At 66.5% G+C, this 14344-nt stretch carries 17 protein-coding genes; all 17 read right to left on the bottom strand.

The window, feature by feature from the left end; translation table 11 throughout:
• Positions 1–9 precede the first annotated feature (9 nt).
• The 17 genes from BLS74_RS02910 to BLS74_RS02830 all read right to left on the bottom strand — a co-directional run bounded on the left by BLS74_RS02910 (position 10) and on the right by BLS74_RS02830 (position 14331).
• The gene (locus BLS74_RS02910; protein WP_093103247.1) at positions 10–531 is read right to left on the bottom strand and encodes a GNAT family N-acetyltransferase; all 522 of its coding nucleotides are present in this window, start codon (positions 529–531) and stop codon (positions 10–12) included.
• Positions 532–554: 23 nt separating this feature from the next.
• Positions 555–1010, bottom strand: a complete 456-nt coding sequence (locus tag BLS74_RS02905; protein WP_093102827.1) for a GNAT family N-acetyltransferase — start codon at positions 1008–1010, stop codon at positions 555–557.
• Between the two features lie 35 nt (positions 1011–1045).
• Complete coding sequence (locus BLS74_RS02900; RefSeq protein ID WP_093102825.1) at positions 1046–1903, bottom strand: aldo/keto reductase; 858 nt, start codon at positions 1901–1903, stop codon at positions 1046–1048.
• Between the two features lie 112 nt (positions 1904–2015).
• Positions 2016–2672, bottom strand: coding sequence for an enoyl-CoA hydratase-related protein (locus BLS74_RS02895; protein WP_093102823.1), 657 nt, complete (start codon positions 2670–2672; stop codon positions 2016–2018).
• A 47-nt stretch (positions 2673–2719) separates the two neighbouring features.
• On the bottom strand, positions 2720–3337 hold the full coding sequence (locus BLS74_RS02890; protein WP_093102821.1) for a transcriptional regulator: 618 nt from the start codon (positions 3335–3337) through the stop codon (positions 2720–2722).
• A 17-nt stretch (positions 3338–3354) separates the two neighbouring features.
• Positions 3355–3582: a hypothetical protein gene (locus tag BLS74_RS02885; RefSeq protein WP_093103245.1), complete on the bottom strand. Its 228-nt coding sequence runs from the start codon at positions 3580–3582 to the stop codon at positions 3355–3357.
• A gap of 58 nt (positions 3583–3640) precedes the next feature.
• Positions 3641–4021 carry a response regulator transcription factor gene (locus BLS74_RS02880; RefSeq protein WP_093102820.1) on the bottom strand — a complete coding sequence of 127 codons (381 nt, stop codon included), beginning with the start codon at positions 4019–4021 and terminating at the stop codon, positions 3641–3643.
• 107 nt (positions 4022–4128) lie between these two features.
• Positions 4129–4755 carry a response regulator transcription factor gene (locus tag BLS74_RS02875; RefSeq protein WP_093102818.1) on the bottom strand — a complete coding sequence of 209 codons (627 nt, stop codon included), beginning with the start codon at positions 4753–4755 and terminating at the stop codon, positions 4129–4131.
• A complete protein-coding gene (locus BLS74_RS02870; RefSeq protein ID WP_139191616.1) occupies positions 4755–8903 on the bottom strand; it encodes a PAS domain S-box protein in 4149 nt (1382 codons plus the stop codon). Before BLS74_RS02870 ends, BLS74_RS02875 begins: the two co-directional genes overlap by 1 nt.
• A gap of 71 nt (positions 8904–8974) precedes the next feature.
• Positions 8975–9358, bottom strand: coding sequence for a hypothetical protein (locus tag BLS74_RS02865; protein ID WP_139191615.1), 384 nt, complete (start codon positions 9356–9358; stop codon positions 8975–8977).
• A gap of 109 nt (positions 9359–9467) precedes the next feature.
• Positions 9468–9743 carry a hypothetical protein gene (locus tag BLS74_RS02860; RefSeq protein WP_093102814.1) on the bottom strand — a complete coding sequence of 92 codons (276 nt, stop codon included), beginning with the start codon at positions 9741–9743 and terminating at the stop codon, positions 9468–9470.
• 121 nt (positions 9744–9864) lie between these two features.
• Positions 9865–10917 carry a 4-hydroxy-2-oxovalerate aldolase gene (gene dmpG / locus BLS74_RS02855; RefSeq protein WP_093102812.1) on the bottom strand — a complete coding sequence of 351 codons (1053 nt, stop codon included), beginning with the start codon at positions 10915–10917 and terminating at the stop codon, positions 9865–9867.
• Complete coding sequence (locus BLS74_RS02850) at positions 10914–11873, bottom strand: acetaldehyde dehydrogenase (acetylating) (protein ID WP_093102811.1); 960 nt, start codon at positions 11871–11873, stop codon at positions 10914–10916. Before BLS74_RS02850 ends, dmpG begins: the two co-directional genes overlap by 4 nt.
• A 10-nt stretch (positions 11874–11883) precedes the next feature.
• Positions 11884–12138, bottom strand: a complete 255-nt coding sequence (locus BLS74_RS02845; RefSeq protein WP_093102809.1) for a 4-oxalocrotonate tautomerase family protein — start codon at positions 12136–12138, stop codon at positions 11884–11886.
• A 3-nt stretch (positions 12139–12141) separates the two neighbouring features.
• Positions 12142–12909, bottom strand: a complete 768-nt coding sequence (locus tag BLS74_RS02840; RefSeq protein ID WP_093102808.1) for a 2-keto-4-pentenoate hydratase — start codon at positions 12907–12909, stop codon at positions 12142–12144.
• A complete protein-coding gene (gene mhpD / locus BLS74_RS02835; RefSeq protein WP_093102806.1) occupies positions 12906–13721 on the bottom strand; it encodes a 2-keto-4-pentenoate hydratase in 816 nt (271 codons plus the stop codon). Before mhpD ends, BLS74_RS02840 begins: the two co-directional genes overlap by 4 nt.
• An 85-nt stretch (positions 13722–13806) precedes the next feature.
• Positions 13807–14331 carry a GlcG/HbpS family heme-binding protein gene (locus tag BLS74_RS02830; protein WP_093102805.1) on the bottom strand — a complete coding sequence of 175 codons (525 nt, stop codon included), beginning with the start codon at positions 14329–14331 and terminating at the stop codon, positions 13807–13809.
• Positions 14332–14344 lie beyond the last annotated feature (13 nt).

Below are 14344 nucleotides of genomic sequence, written 5' to 3'. Positions count from 1 at the left end.
GGACGCAGGCTAGCCGTCGACCGGATTCGCCGGCGTTTCGAGCACCAGCTGCCAGAAGTCCACGTCGAGCCATCGGCCGAACTTGAATCCGGCCTGCCTGATGGTTCCGGCGTGCTCGAAGCCTAGCCTCTGGTGCAGGGCGATGCTGCCCTTGTTGGCCAGGTCGATGGCGCCGACCATGACGTGATACTGCTGCGCCCTGGCAGCCGCGATCAGTTCCTGCATGAGCAGCAGGCCCAGGCCTTTTCCCCGGTGGTCCTTGTGAACGTAGACCGAGTGCTCGACCGAGTACTTGTACGCGGGCCAGGCGCGGAAAGTGCCGTAGCTGGCAAAGCCGAGGAGTCCGCCGTCTTCTCCGATGGCGCCGATCACGGGGAACCCGCCCGCCTCCTTGGTCTTGAACCAGCCGACCATGCTCTCCAGCGTGCGGGGCTTGTAGTCGTAGAGGGCGGTCGAGCTGACGATGGCATCGTTGAAGATCTCCAGGATCGCAACGGCGTGGGTGTCGTGCGTGCATGCGACGAACTGCATCGGATTCTCCGTGGGCATGGTGATCAAAACTCCCTCACGTAGACGATGAATCCAAGGTGCTTCGCGACCTTGTCGTAGAGCAGCCTGCCCGCGGCGTTCGATTCGTGCGTCTGCCAGTAGACCCGCGAGGCGCCGGCCGATTTCGCCTGCTCGTAGACCGCCTCGATCAGCAGGCGGCCGATGCCGCGCCCGCGCCGGGATTCGAGCGTGAACAGGTCGGAGAGATAGCACACCGGCTCGACACGGGTCATGCTGCGATGGATGACGCAATGGGCCAGCCCGACGAGCTGCCCCTCGTCTTCCGCGACCAGCGCGAACATCGGCTCCTCCGGATCGAGGAAGCGCTGCCAGGTCGTCTGCGTCACGTGCTCGGCCAGCGCAGTCGCGCCATGGCGGCCGTAGAAGGCGTTGTAGCCGTCCCAAAGCGGCCGCCAGGCGGCGTGGTCGTTCTGCGTGACGGGGCGTACGGAAGGAGTCATCGGGGTTTCGGTAGTTGCGTACTGGGTCGTCGGGATCAAATCATCGAAAGCGGCTTCTTGCGCCGCGGCGGGGGATGGAGTCTATCGATCTCGGCGAGATCTTCGTCGCCGAGCTGCAGTTCGGCAGCAGCGAGGTTGTCACGCAGATGCGCCTCGCGCACCGCCTTCGGAATGGCGACGACGCCGGGCTGTGCAATGACCCAGGCCAGCGCAAGCTGCGCCGCCGTGACGCCGAGCCGCTGCGCCGTCTTCTTCAATGCCGCATCGCCCGCCAGCGCGCCCTGGTCGATCGGGCTGTAGGCCATCAGCGGCATGCCGCGGGCACGCTGCCAGGGCAGCAGGCTGAACTCGGGCCCGCGCTCGCGCACCGAGTAATAGACCTGGTTCGCCGTGCAGTCCAGCGGCTCGCCGCACACGGCGGCCAGTTCGTCCATGTCGCCGGTGTCGAAGTTGCTGACGCCCCAATGCCGGATGCGCCCGCCGTCGACCAGCGCGCGCATCGCCTCGCAGGTTTCGGCAAGCGTGTATTCGCCGCGCCAGTGCAGCAGATAGAGGTCGATCTGCTCCAGCCCCAGCCGCGCCAGGCTGCGCGCGCAAGCGGCCGGCGTGCCCTTGCGGCTCGCGTTGTGTGGATAGACCTTGCTGACGACGAAGAGCTCGCCGCGCGTCACGTCGCCGGCGCGCAGCGCCTCTGCGATCGCCTGCCCGACCACTTCTTCGGCGCCGCCCTCGCCGTACATCTCGGCGGTGTCGATGAGGCGGTAGCCCATCTCGATGGCCGCGCGCACGGCGGCGATCTCGGTGCGGCGCAGCGCGCGGTCTTCGCCCAGGCGCCAGGTGCCCAGGCCGAGCACGGGCAGCGGAGTGCCTGTTGCAAGTTGAAGCGTCTTCATTGTTTGCCGGGAACAGAGTCGTAGAAGGATGAAGATTCTCTGCGACCGGTGGCAGATCCGCCTGCGAAACCCATCTCGCTGGTCGCGCGATGGATCATCTCGCGCACGGTGATCAGCTTCGGCTGGCGCTCGCAGACGCTGCTTCCCCTGTTCCAGTTCGATGAGCCCCCATTCGGCTGAGGATCGTTTCCGCACGGGGGATGAGCTGGTCTGCATCGACAATCTCGTTGACGAGGCCGTTCCGGTGCGCTTCTGTCGCGTCGATCGTGTCCGCCGTGAGAATGAGCTGCAGCGCCCGGCCCTTGCCGACGAGACGCAGAAGGCGCTGCGTCCCGCCGAAGCCGCGAACGAAACCGGGCTTCGCTTCCGGGCTGCCGAATCTCGCATGCGCCGTTGCAAGACGCAAGGTGCAAGCCATCGCCAGTTCGCATCCTTCGCCCGACGCGCAGCCATTCACAGCGGCGATGACCGGCTTGCCGAGCTGCTCGATCAGATCGAACGCAAGCCGGCCGCTGCGCGTGAACGCGTGCGCGTCGATGGCGGAAATCGACGCGCCCGCGGTGATGTCGGCCCCGGTGACGAAGGCCTTGTCGCCCGCGCCGGTCACGATCACGCCATGGACGACGGGGTCCCCTCGCGCGTCCTCCATCACCGATCTCAGCTCGTCGAGCGCCGTGTGGCTCAGCGCGTTCATCGCCTGCGGGCGGTTGATCGTGACGTAGGCGATCCCCGCCCTCTTTTCATAGAGGAGGTCTTGCAGCGATTGCATGTGGGTCTTCCGGCCGTGCGGCGGGCGGAATATCGTGAAAGCTCCGGTCACCGCCAATTCGGGTGCAATGAGCTAATGAGCTTGTTGCAGTCGCCGCGCGTGAGGAGGGCGAGCACATCCATCTCGCGTGGGGTCAGGTCCTGCAGCACGAAGGAATCGGCCAGGTCCGCCGCCATCCGCGGCGAAAGGTAGCGTTGCGAGCGAGCGGCCGCGACCAGCGCGGCGCGGATCTCGGCGGGCTGGGCCGTCTTCTCGACGAATCCGCTGGCGCCCCACCGGATTGCCTCCCGCACCATGTGCGGCGAATGCATGTCGCTGATGAGCACGACGCGCACCCTGGCAGCCATCATGCGGAGCAATTGCATGAATGCGCGCAGCCCCTGCGGACCGAGGGTCGGATCCACCAGAGCGATGCAGTCCTCGGCCTCCATGCAGCAGACGAGCAAACGGTCCAGTGTCGGCGCCGAGCGCCCGAAAGCAAGGCCCGCGGTGCCGCTCACCAGCGATTCGAGGCCGCACAGAAGCGCGGGCGAGGCTACGCCGATGATGACCTTCACTGCGCTGTCGGCCTTCGCTGCGACTCCTTCGCCGCCGAGCGACGCGTGGGGAGTCGGATCCTGGAACGGCACCTCGCCGTCCGGGATTTCGGCAGATCGATCGCTCATGGCTTTGCTCCTTCGCTTCAGCTTTGCACTTGGCACGAGGCCTGCACGCTGGGCCACCCGTAGTCGCGGCCCGTCAGTGCGCGCGCAAGAAGGTAGTTGTTCAGCGCGCGCTCGCTCAAGCTGTCCATTTGCACCGAGCCGCTGGCATCGCAGGGAAATGACAGGGCGCGGCCCGTGCCGCTGAGCGAGGGAAAGCGCAGCTCGAAGGCGGACTGTGCAGCGGATGAATGGCGCGCGGCGTGCATGGCGGTGTCCTCGTGGTTCATTTCGATGAAGCAGCTCCGGGAAGCATGGTCGTGCGCCTCACGCAGGATCGCGTCCGCGCAGGGCGGTCTGGATGCAGGCGAGGAGGTCTTCCGCACTGAAGGGCTTTGCGAGAAAGCAGATCACGCCCGTCTTCAAGGCGCGCGCGCGCTCCCGTTCGTCGGGGTAGGCGGTGATGAGGACCGTAGGAATCGGGGTGCCGGCGGCGGCCAGGCGGCCGTGCAGCTCGAGCCCGGTCATCCCCGGCATGCGCATGTCGGCGATGAGGCATTGGATGGCGCACGTGCCCTTCGATTGCAGGAAGCTCTCGGCCGAGTCGAAGGTGGCGGCGGACAGGCCGGCAGAGTCGAGCAGGTCCTTCGTGGTGTCTCGAACCGATTCATCGTCGTCCACGATCGCTACGGTCGGGTTGTTGCGCACTTGGATCTCCTTGCAGGTCTTCTTGAACGTTGACGCAAGACTAGGCCGATTGCGCGCGCAAGACCATTGCACGTGCGTCACGTGCGCTACGACTTTGGTTTAGGCGCCTAAGGCCTCGGGTTGGAGAGGCCGAGCGTGTCCGCGATGCGCACGAGCTGCGCCAGGGATTTCGCCTGCATCTTGCGCATGATCTGCCCGCGGTGGACCTTGACGGTGGCCTCGCTGATGCCCAGCTCGGCCGCGATCTGCTTGTTCACGCGCCCGGTGCTCACCAGCGCCATGACTTCGCGCTCGCGCTGGGTGAGCGCGGCGAAACGTTGCCGGAGCTCCGCGACGAGCGCCGTCTCGCGGCGCTGCGCGCGGTGCCGCTCGACCGCAGCATCGATCGCATCGAGAAGCTCCTGGTCGCGGAAGGGCTTGCTCAGGAACTCGACTGCGCCGGCCTTCATGGCGCGCACCGTCATCGGAATGTCGCCGTGCCCGGTGATGAAGATCACCGGCAGATCGACGCCCGCTCGCGGGAGTTCTTCCTGGAAGCTCAATCCGCTTGCGCCGGGCAGCCGCACGTCGAGCACCAGGCAGCCGGGCGCGTCCGGGCGCTGCGCCTGCAGGAAGTCCTGCGTCGAGGCGAAAAGGCGCACGTCCATGCCGACGGAGGCGAGGAGGTCCTGAAGCGCCTCGCGCATGGCCAGGTCGTCGTCGACCACGAAGACGACGGGCCGCTCGGTTGCCATTACGGCTCCCGTTCCCCGGTCGGCAGCGAAAACCGGAACACGGCGCCGTGGGGCAGGTTCGGCGCGGTCCGGAGCTGTCCGCCATGGGCCTCGACGATCGACCGGCTGATCGAAAGCCCCATGCCGATGCCCTGCGCCTTGGAGGTATGGAAGGGCTCGAAGAGCTTGTCCGCGATCTCGGGCGCGATGCCGGGGCCCGAGTCGCGCACCTCGATGCACACGCCGCGCTCCGCTTCGCTCGCGCCGATGACCAGCTGTCGCGGGCGATTGCCGGGCGCGCTCATGGCCTCGATGGCGTTGACGATCAGATTGAGGATCACCTGCTGGAGCTGCACCCTGTCGCCCCATACGGGCGGCAGGCCGTCGGCAAGCGTCTTCTCGAGCGCAATGTCGTTGCGGCGCATCTGGTCGCGCGTGAGCGCAATCACGTCGAGGATGGTCTGGTTGACGTCGACGCGGTCCCGGCGCGGCGGCTGGCGCATGACCAGGGCGCGGATGCGGTCGATGACTTCGCTCGCGCGCTTGCCGTCCCTGGCAATGCGTCCGAGCGAACGCTGGGCCTTTTCGAGCTCGGGCGGCTGGGCTGCGAGCCAGCGCGCGCAGGACCCCGCGCTTGCGACCATGGCTCCGAGCGGCTGGTTGACCTCGTGCGCGATCGAGGCCGCCAGCACGCCGAGCGTGGTCACGCGGTTCACTCGCGCAAGCGCCGCCTGCGCCTCGCGCAGGGCTTCCGACGCGAGGACGTGGTCAGTGAGATCGCGCGTGATCACAAGCGCTGCCTCCAGGCGCTCCGAATCGAGCCGCAGCGGCGAGTAGGACACCGACAGGTAGAAGCGCCCCAATTCGGTCGTGAACCATTCTGCGACGGTGAACTGCTCTCCGGCGAGACAGCGGTCGAGACTCGGCTTCACGGTGCGCTCGAAGACGTCGGTCCCGAGGAGATCGGCGACATGCATGCCGACGATCTTCTCGGCCGGCATCCTCCAGTTGCGCTCGTAGACCGCATTGACCCTTTGATAGCGGTAATCCCGGCCGATCACGGCCACGCCATCGGAGGCACTCTCGAACATCTGCCGCGTCAAGTACTCGGCCCGCTTGCGCTCGGTGATGTCCATGATGCTCACGAGCGTGCTGCCGAACTTGGCCGGCTGAGGCGGAAACGCGATCGTGAGGAGGACGGACAACTTGTCTCCCTTCAGCGTTCCGCGCACCGTCTCGGCCGTAAAGGAAGTCCGGCCCTCTGCCAGGGCGCACAGCTCTTCTGCGAACACCTGCTCGGTCTCCGGCAGGACGAGCTTGGGGAGCGACACCATGAGCTCCTCCTTGCTCCGCGCCCCGAACAGCTCGATGGTTGCGTCATTGACGTCGAGCACCTTCACCAGGGCGAGGGCCTGCCGGACGAACTCGGGATGCGTGGCCAGGTGCCGGCGCAAGTCGCGCACGCCCTGCGCCTTGAGTCCGTCGATGGCCGCCTCGACCGCGGACAAGTCCTCTTCCCAGATCGAAACGCTCGCGCCCTGGAAAATGTGCCGGTATCGGCTTTCGCTTTCGCGCAGCTCCTCTTCCGCATGCCTGAGCTCCGTCATGTCCTGCACGATGCCGAAGAAGCGCCGAGGCCGGCCGGAGGGATCGCGCGCCACGTCGGCGCTGTTGTGGACCACGCGCACCTCGCCGTCCGGACGCACCACCCGGTATTCCATGTCGAAGCGCGGACCGCCCTGCACGCCGGCCTCATTGGCCTGCTTCACCCGTTCCCGGTCGTCCGGATGGACGAGGTCCAGCAACCGGCCTTCCAATTGCCCGGACTCGGGCCGCTTAAGGCCGTGGATGCGGAAGGCTTCTTCCGAGGCGGTCACGCGACCGCTGTCCAGGTCGGCTTCCCAATGACCGAGATGCGCCATGCGCTGCGCCTCTTCGAGCTTGCGCTCGCTTTCGCGCAGGCTGCGGAAGATGAGAAGACTGGTGAGCGCGTCGGCAAGCCGATGTCCGATCTCCTCGAACAGCCGCGTTTCCTGCGCCGTCCAGGCGCGCGGGCGCGAGCACTGGTGCAGCCCGAAGAGGTAAGGTTGATCGGCCTTGGGGTACAGCGCCATGGCGAGCACGGATCTGATGCTGAAACTCTCCGCGAGCTGCGCCGGCACCTGGAGCTCGCAGCCAGGACCGAATGACACGGCTCCGCTCGCAGCGCGCGCTGTCCGGAACACCGTGGCGACATCCGCATCGAGGGGCACCTCGGCGCCCAGGCTGAACGCGCCGGGAAACTCAGGCCGCGTCTGTTCCATGACCGCGCGCCAGCAGCCAGCTTCCGGATCGCACGGATAGGTGAGCCATGCCCGGTCGCAAGCAAAGATGTCGAGGACTGCATCGAGCACATCGCTCATCATCTTCTCGAGGTCGTTGGTTCCCTGCATGGCGCGGTTGACGCGGTTCATGCTTTCCAGGAACCACAGATGCGCGCGGCGTTCCTCTTCCGCGCGCTTCCGGTCTTCGATGTCGGTAAGGATTCCATACCACTTCAGAATCCTTCCACCTTCGCCGCGCATCGGCACGGCGCGGCTCAGGAACCAGCGGTATTCGCCGTCCGCGCGACGAACACGCGCTTCCTGCTCGAAAGGCTCGCCGGTCGCCATGTGATGCGCCCGCGCTCGCACGTAGCCGGGCAGATCTTCGGGATGAATTGCAGCCAGCCAGTTCGCCCCGGTGAGCGAGAAGCCGGTGTATTCGCTCCCGCGCCGGTTGACGAGCACACCGGAGCCATCGGCGTTGGTGACGAAGGCAATCGCCGGCATCGTCTCGAGCACCTCCCGAAGCTCCTTCTCGCTCCGGCGCAACGCATCTTCAGCGCGCTTGCGCTCGGTGATGTCCCGCCCGACGCCCCGGTAGCCCGTGAAGCGCCCCGCCTCGTCGAACATCGGCAGCCCGGATACCGACACATGGCGTATGCCGCCGTCGGACGTAGCCCGGGTGAGCTCGAAGTCGCGGAACGGGACATGGGCATCGAGCGCTGAGCGGTGCTGGCGCCAAGCCTCCTCGTCCGGCCCCAGATAGGGCACTTCCCACCGCGTCTTGCCGATCTCCGAGCCCGGCGCCGGCGCGCGGTCGAACTGGGCGGAATACTCCTGCCGGGTGAAGCGATGCTGGGCGTCGCTCTCCCAGTACACGTCGAAAGAGAATTTCACAAGCGTGCGAAAGCGCTCCTCGCTCTCGCGCAACGCCTCCTCGGCGTGCTTGCGCTCGGTAATGTCCTCGCACGCCACAAGCAGCACCGGCCCGCCCCTCAGCACGACCGCGTTCGCCGACTCCCGGACCCACAGCATCGTGCCGTCCTTGCGGACCTTGCGCGCCTTCCAGCGCATCACGCGCCCCGGCTGCCGGAAAGCCTGCTCGGCGTTTCCCTGGACGAACGCCCGATCGGCTTCGTAGAACACGTTCAGCACCGGCTGGCCGATCAGCTGGCTCACGCGCCAACCCAACTGCTCTGCGCCGACGGGATTCACCGACAGGATCGCGCCGGCCGCATCGATGATGAAGTACATCGTGGGATTGGCTTCGAAGGCCGCTCTCCATTGCTCCTCGAGATCCTGCCGGGCCTCCTCGGCCCGCTTGTGCTGCGTGATGTCGGTATTGGTCGCGAGGATCGCCACCGGCTCGCCCTGCTCGTCTCGCTGCAATGCCAGGCGGCTCGCCACGACCACCGGCGTTCCGTTTCGCCTGTGATGCACCAGCTCGCCTTCCCAGCGTCCGGTGCTCAGCACCTGCGATTCGATCTGCTCGAGCGGCACGGTGGAGATGGTCTTCAGCAGCTCGGGCGCGGACTTGCCGAGCGCCTCTTCAGCCGTCCATCCATACATCTCCTCGGCGCCGCGGTTCCAGTACTTGATCGCTGCTTCCATGTCGCGCACGAACATGGCGTCGTGCGTGAGATTCAGCAGGTCGGCGTGCTCGCGCAGCGAGGCTTCGACCTGCCGCTCGAAAGGCTGACGCGCCGGGCGCGACAGCGTTTCGTCGTCTTTACGTTTCGTCACGAGCGACTCCGATAGGCGTCGCGGCATGTGAGCCGCAGCATGTCCCGCAGCGCCGGTGGTAGGGCCAGCTCCTCCTTGGGTAGTGGCGAACGCTATTCTGAACGCCCTCGTGACCGCTGTCACGGCGCACGCCAACCCGATCTCACCGCGCAGGCGCCGATGCTTCGGGCGATGACGCCTCGAACGACATCGCGTCAGGCGAGGGGCGGAGGTCCATCGCCTCCCGGCTTGGCGGCCATGGCTTGCAGTTCGGGGACGAAAGTCAGGAGCCTGCGAGTGAGCCAATACAGGTGGGACGCATCGATCGGGTTTGGCAACCTGAGCGTGCTGATCAACCGTTGCGGACGATCTCCCAGGGCAAGAGCGACCAACGGCTCAAGGACACCTGCCAGGTCGGCTCGTACCCGCTCGTCCACGAGATCGTGCTCGTCCAAACTGCGCCAAATCGCCAGCACGGCGCGCTCGCACAACTCGGCATCCGATGGCGGCGTCATTGCTCCGGCGTAGCTCGATGAGCTCGAGCGCATCGGGGGCGTGCCGCGCTTGTCTCTTCGTACGAAGCTTGTTGGTGAAGGCATGGATCGCTCCTTCTCGGCAGCCAAGATACGCCGCACCGAGGCGGATGGCAATCCTTGACATCAAGGACTTCCGCCCTGCGACCCAGAGGCGAACGTGCACTCACGCCGATCAGACGGACGTGCGTCTAAAGCCTCCGACAACCAAGCCACGGTGGCCCGGCTCCATCGAGGCCTCCTTGCGCTTGACGGAACCTGGGGCGTTCTGATCCCCGACCGGCTTGACCGCGTCTGCCTGGTCGGCGGCGCTGCCGCCCGTGGATTCGGTCGCGTCGGCATACTCGCTGTCACTATCGGCTTCCGCAGGGACAATGGTTGCCGGGCTCTCGGGAAGAACCTTCGATTTGTCAGTGGACCGTGGACGGGACGGTGTCTGCTGAGTGGCCATGACGTGCCTCCTTCGGTTGGAATGACAACGTACACCGCGCCCCTCGGCAATGCATGTAGGAGCGCACCGCAGTGGAGTGCCGAGCTGGGCGCACTCATCGCCTCAGCTGGCACCTCGCTGCCTAGCTCATCGCGAGTCCGGACTGCACACGGTCGTGCTCGGACCTGCGAAGCAGATCGAGCGCCACGTCGACGATCATGTCTTCCTGGCCGCCCACCATCTTGCGTGCGCCCAGCTCGACGAGAATGTCCACGGTCTTCAGGTCATACTTCTTCGCGGCCGCTTCGGCATGGCGCAGGAAGCTCGAATAGACGCCCGCATAGCCCAGCGCCAGCGTCTCGCGATCGACGCGCACCGGACGGTCCTGCAGCGGGCGCACCAGGTCGTCGGCCGCGTCCATCAGCTTGTAGAGCTCGGTGCCGTGACGCCAGCCCTGGCGCTCGGCCGCCGCGATGAACACCTCGAGCGGCGCGTTGCCGGCACCGGCGCCCATGCCGGCCAGGCTGGCGTCGATGCGATCGCAGTCCTCTTCCACGGCCACGATCGAGTTCGCCACGCCAAGGCCCAGGTTGTGGTGCGCGTGGATGCCGGTCTGCGTATCGGCTCTCAGCACCTCCTTGAACGCTCGGAACCGGTCCCGCACGTCGTCCATGCCGAGCGCGCCGCCGGAGTCGACCACGTAGACGCAGCTTGCGCCATAGCTTTCCATCAGCAGCGCCTGCTCGGCCAGCTTCTTCGGCGTGGTCATGTGGCTCATCATCAGGAAACCCACCGCATCCATGCCGAGCTCGCGCGCATATTCCAGATGCTGGCGAGACACGTCGGCCTCGGTGCAGTGCGTTGCGACGCGCACGATGCGCGCGCCTGCATCGTAGGCGTTGCGCAGGTCGTGCGTGGTGCCGATGCCGGGCAACAGCAAGGTTGCGACCTTTGCGGTCTTGACCGTTTCGGCCACTGCCGCGATCCATTCGACATCGGTATGCGCACCGAAGCCGTAGTTGAAACTGGAGCCTTCCAGCCCGTCGCCATGCGCGACCTCGATACTGTCGACGCCGGCAGCGTCCAGTGCCGCGGATATCGCCTTGACGTCCGCGATGCTGTACTGGTGGCGAACGGCATGGCTGCCGTCACGCAGGGTGACGTCGCTGATGTAGAGCTTCTTGCCCGCGGTCATGCAAGCTCCTTCAGGCCGCGAGCGATGCCGCTGGCGATGCGCCGTTGCGCCATCAGGTCCGCGCACGCGAGCGCGGCCGAGGTCATGATGTCGAGGTTGCCGGCGTAGGCCGGCAGGTAGTGCGCGGCGCCTTCGACCTCGAGGTACACCGAGGTCTTGAGCCCATGGCGCAAGCCGAGCTTGGGCAGGTTGAGCGGCCGGTCGGCGGGGATCACGTCGAACTGCACGCGCTGCTTCAGGCGGTAACCAGGCACGTAGGTCTGCACACTCGCCACCATCTGCGCGATGCTGGCTTCCACCGCCGCCTGGTCGGCCGCTTCGGACAGTACGAGCACCGTGTCGCGCATGATCAACGGCGGCTCCGCCGGGTTCAGCACGATGATCGCCTTGCCGCGCTCTGCGCCGCCGAGCTTCTCGATCGCGGCCCGGGTGGTTTCGGTGAACTCGTCGATGTTGGCGCGCGTGCCGGGGCCGGCGCTCTTGCTCGAGATCGATGCGACGATCTCGGCATAGTGCACCTTGGCAACGCGCGACACGGCGGCCACCATGGGGATGGTCGCCTGCCCACCGCAGGTCACCATGTTCATGTTGCTGGCGTTCTCGGCATCGAGGTTGATCGCGGGGATCACGTAGGGGCCGATGGCAGCGGGTGTCAGGTCGATGACCTGCACGCCATGGGCCTGCAGCACCTCGTTGTGGCGCTTGTGGGCACCGGCCGAGGTGGCATCGAACACGATGTCGATGTCGCGGAACACGCCGAGCTGCACCAACCCTTCGATGCCCTCTGCGGTAGTGGCGATGCCGAAGCGCTCGGCGCGGGCCAGCCCATCGGACTTCGGGTCGACCCCGACCATCGCACCCATCTCGAGGTGTTTGCTGTTGCGCATGACCTTGATCATCAGGTCAGTGCCGATATTGCCCGGGCCGATGATTGCGACCTTCAGTTTGTTCGTCATGTTGCTTCTTTCAGTTCGCCAGCAGCTTGGCCGTCGCGTCGGCCACCTGTGCACTGGGTGATTCGGAGGGCGTTTTCGCCTGGATGTCGGACACCAGGCGGCCCCCGCGTCCCCAATGGCCTGACGGGTATTCGTGGAGAAGGACCCGCACTGCGTCGAGCGGCATCTCGAGGCTGTCCGCCATGGCCTGCGAAACGCTCTCTATCAGCCGGCGCTTCTTCTCGGGGCTGCGCCCCTCAATGATCTTGATCAAGGCAATGGGCACGGTTCACTCCTCGACGTGGAAGCCGGCGGTTCCGAGGCGCTCCATCTCGATCGAGATGTACTGGCCCGGCTTGATCCACTCGGCGGGCGTGGCGCCGCCAGCCATCACCACCCAGCCGGCCTGCAGCGGCTCGCCGGCCGCCGCCGAGAGGCGCGCCGCGGCGACCAAGGAGCGCAGCGGATGGCCCAGGATGGCGGCGGTGGAACCGACCTGCACCACGCGCCCGTCGATGCTCATCGTCAGGCCCAGATTGCTGAAATCCTGGTGCGGGTCGCTCCAGGCACCGATCACGAAGCCGCTCGACGAGGCGTTGTCCGCGATCACGTCGGGCAGGCTGAACTTGAAGTCCTGGTAGCGCGAGTCGATGATCTCGAGCGCCGGCGCCACGGCTTCGACCGCGGCGAGCGCCTCGGCCGCGGTGACGTCGCCGGCCAGCGCTTTCTTCAGCACGAAGGCCAGTTCCGGCTCGACGCGCGGATGCACGAAGCGCGCAAACTTCACCGGCGTGCCCTCCTCCACCTGCATGCCGCTCGACAGGCGCCCCCAGATGACGTCGTCGATGCCCATCTGAACCATCTTGGCGCGGCTGGTGAAGCCCATCTTCACGCCGACGCGGCGCTCGCCGCGCGCAACGCGTCGCTGAACGGAGGCAGATTGGATCGCGTAGGCCTCGGCCAGCGAGAGCTCGCCCTTCGGGTCGATCTGCGGCACCGCTTTGGCGTGACGGGCCGCATCGTCCAGCAGTTGCGCGAATTCGGGTGTCTGGCTCATTTGCATTCCTTCGCGGCGGCAGCGGCTTCGAATACGGCCTTGACGCCTCCGAGGCCGTTGATGTGGGTTTCGAACACGTCGCCCGGCGCGACCGGCACCATCGGGCCGAGTGCGCCCGAGAGCACCAGGTCGCCGGCGCGCAGCGGCTGGCCGAGCGCGGCCATGGTGCGGGCCAGCCAGACCACCGCATTGATCGGGTTGCCCAGGCATGCCGCACCCGCGCCGACCGACACCGGCTCGCCGCGGCGGTTCATGACCATGCCGCACAACCTGAGGTCCAGCTCCCTGAGAAGCCGCGGGCTTCCGCCCAGGACGAAGGCGCCAGACGATGCGTTGTCCGCGACCGTGTCGACGAACCGGATGTCCCAGCCCGCGATGCGGCTACCCACGATTTCGATCGCCGGAAGGACGTGGTCCACCGCCTTGATGACGTCCGCGTGCCCGGGGTTGCCCATGTCGAGGTCTCGGCCGAGCACGAAAGCAATCTCTGCCTCGACCTTCGGCTGCTGGAGCTTCTGCATGGGAATCGGCTCAGCGTCCCCGAAGCTCATGTCATCGAAGAGCACGCCGAAATCGGGCTGATCGACGCCGAGCTGCGCCTGGACGGCGCGCGCCGTCAGGCCGATCTTGCATCCGACCACGCGACGGCCTTCGGCCAGTCTGCGCTCGGTGTTCATCCGCTGGATGGCGTATGCATCGGCCGCATCCAACTCCGGGTAGGAGACTCTCAACGGCTGGATGTAGTTGCCGGTCCTGCCGGCGTTCCATAGGGCGTCGGCTGCTTCAGCCAGCACGGCGGGTTGGGAAGGCATGGGTTCTCCGTTGCCCGCGCGCGGCGGGCAGATTGAAAATTCTCGGATGGGGATACCGGGCAGGCTCAGCCGCCGGCCACGGTGCTCAGAGGGCGCGGTCCTTCAGGCCCACCTTGCTGTAGATCTCGTTCACGTGCTTCTTCACGCTTTCGGGCGTGGTGTCGTCGACCGGCATGTGTGCCCAACCCACCTTCGCGCGGGCGTGCTGGCCGATCTCCTCGTCCTGGTCGCCCGTCGCACCGCTGATGCCGTAGGCGCCGACCATCTCGTTGCCCTTGAACACGGGCGCACAGCCACCGGAGGCAACCACTTGGCCGTTGGTGAAGACCGATGCGTTGGCCAGCATCTGCGGGTTGCGCTCCTTGAACCATTGTTGAATGACCAGGCCGTCGCTGAAACGCGGGCTCATCGAGCGGAAAGCGGCGACGGTGAATGCCTTCGCGCGGGCCGTGTCCGGGGTGATGAAGCCCGCGTCGTCCATGCGCTCGAGCGCGATCAGATGGCCTTCGGGCCCGACGATGGCAACGGAGATGGGCACCCCCATCTCGGCAGCCTTCTCGGTGACCGCCGCGATGAACTCGCGGCACTCGGTAGCGCGCAGCTTGGACATTTCGATATTCCTT

The organism is Variovorax sp. CF079, from assembly GCF_900101545.1.
Classification (GTDB): domain Bacteria; phylum Pseudomonadota; class Gammaproteobacteria; order Burkholderiales; family Burkholderiaceae_C; genus Variovorax.
Note: the sequence above shows the minus strand (reverse complement) of the source record. Positions and strands in the feature narration are given on the sequence as shown.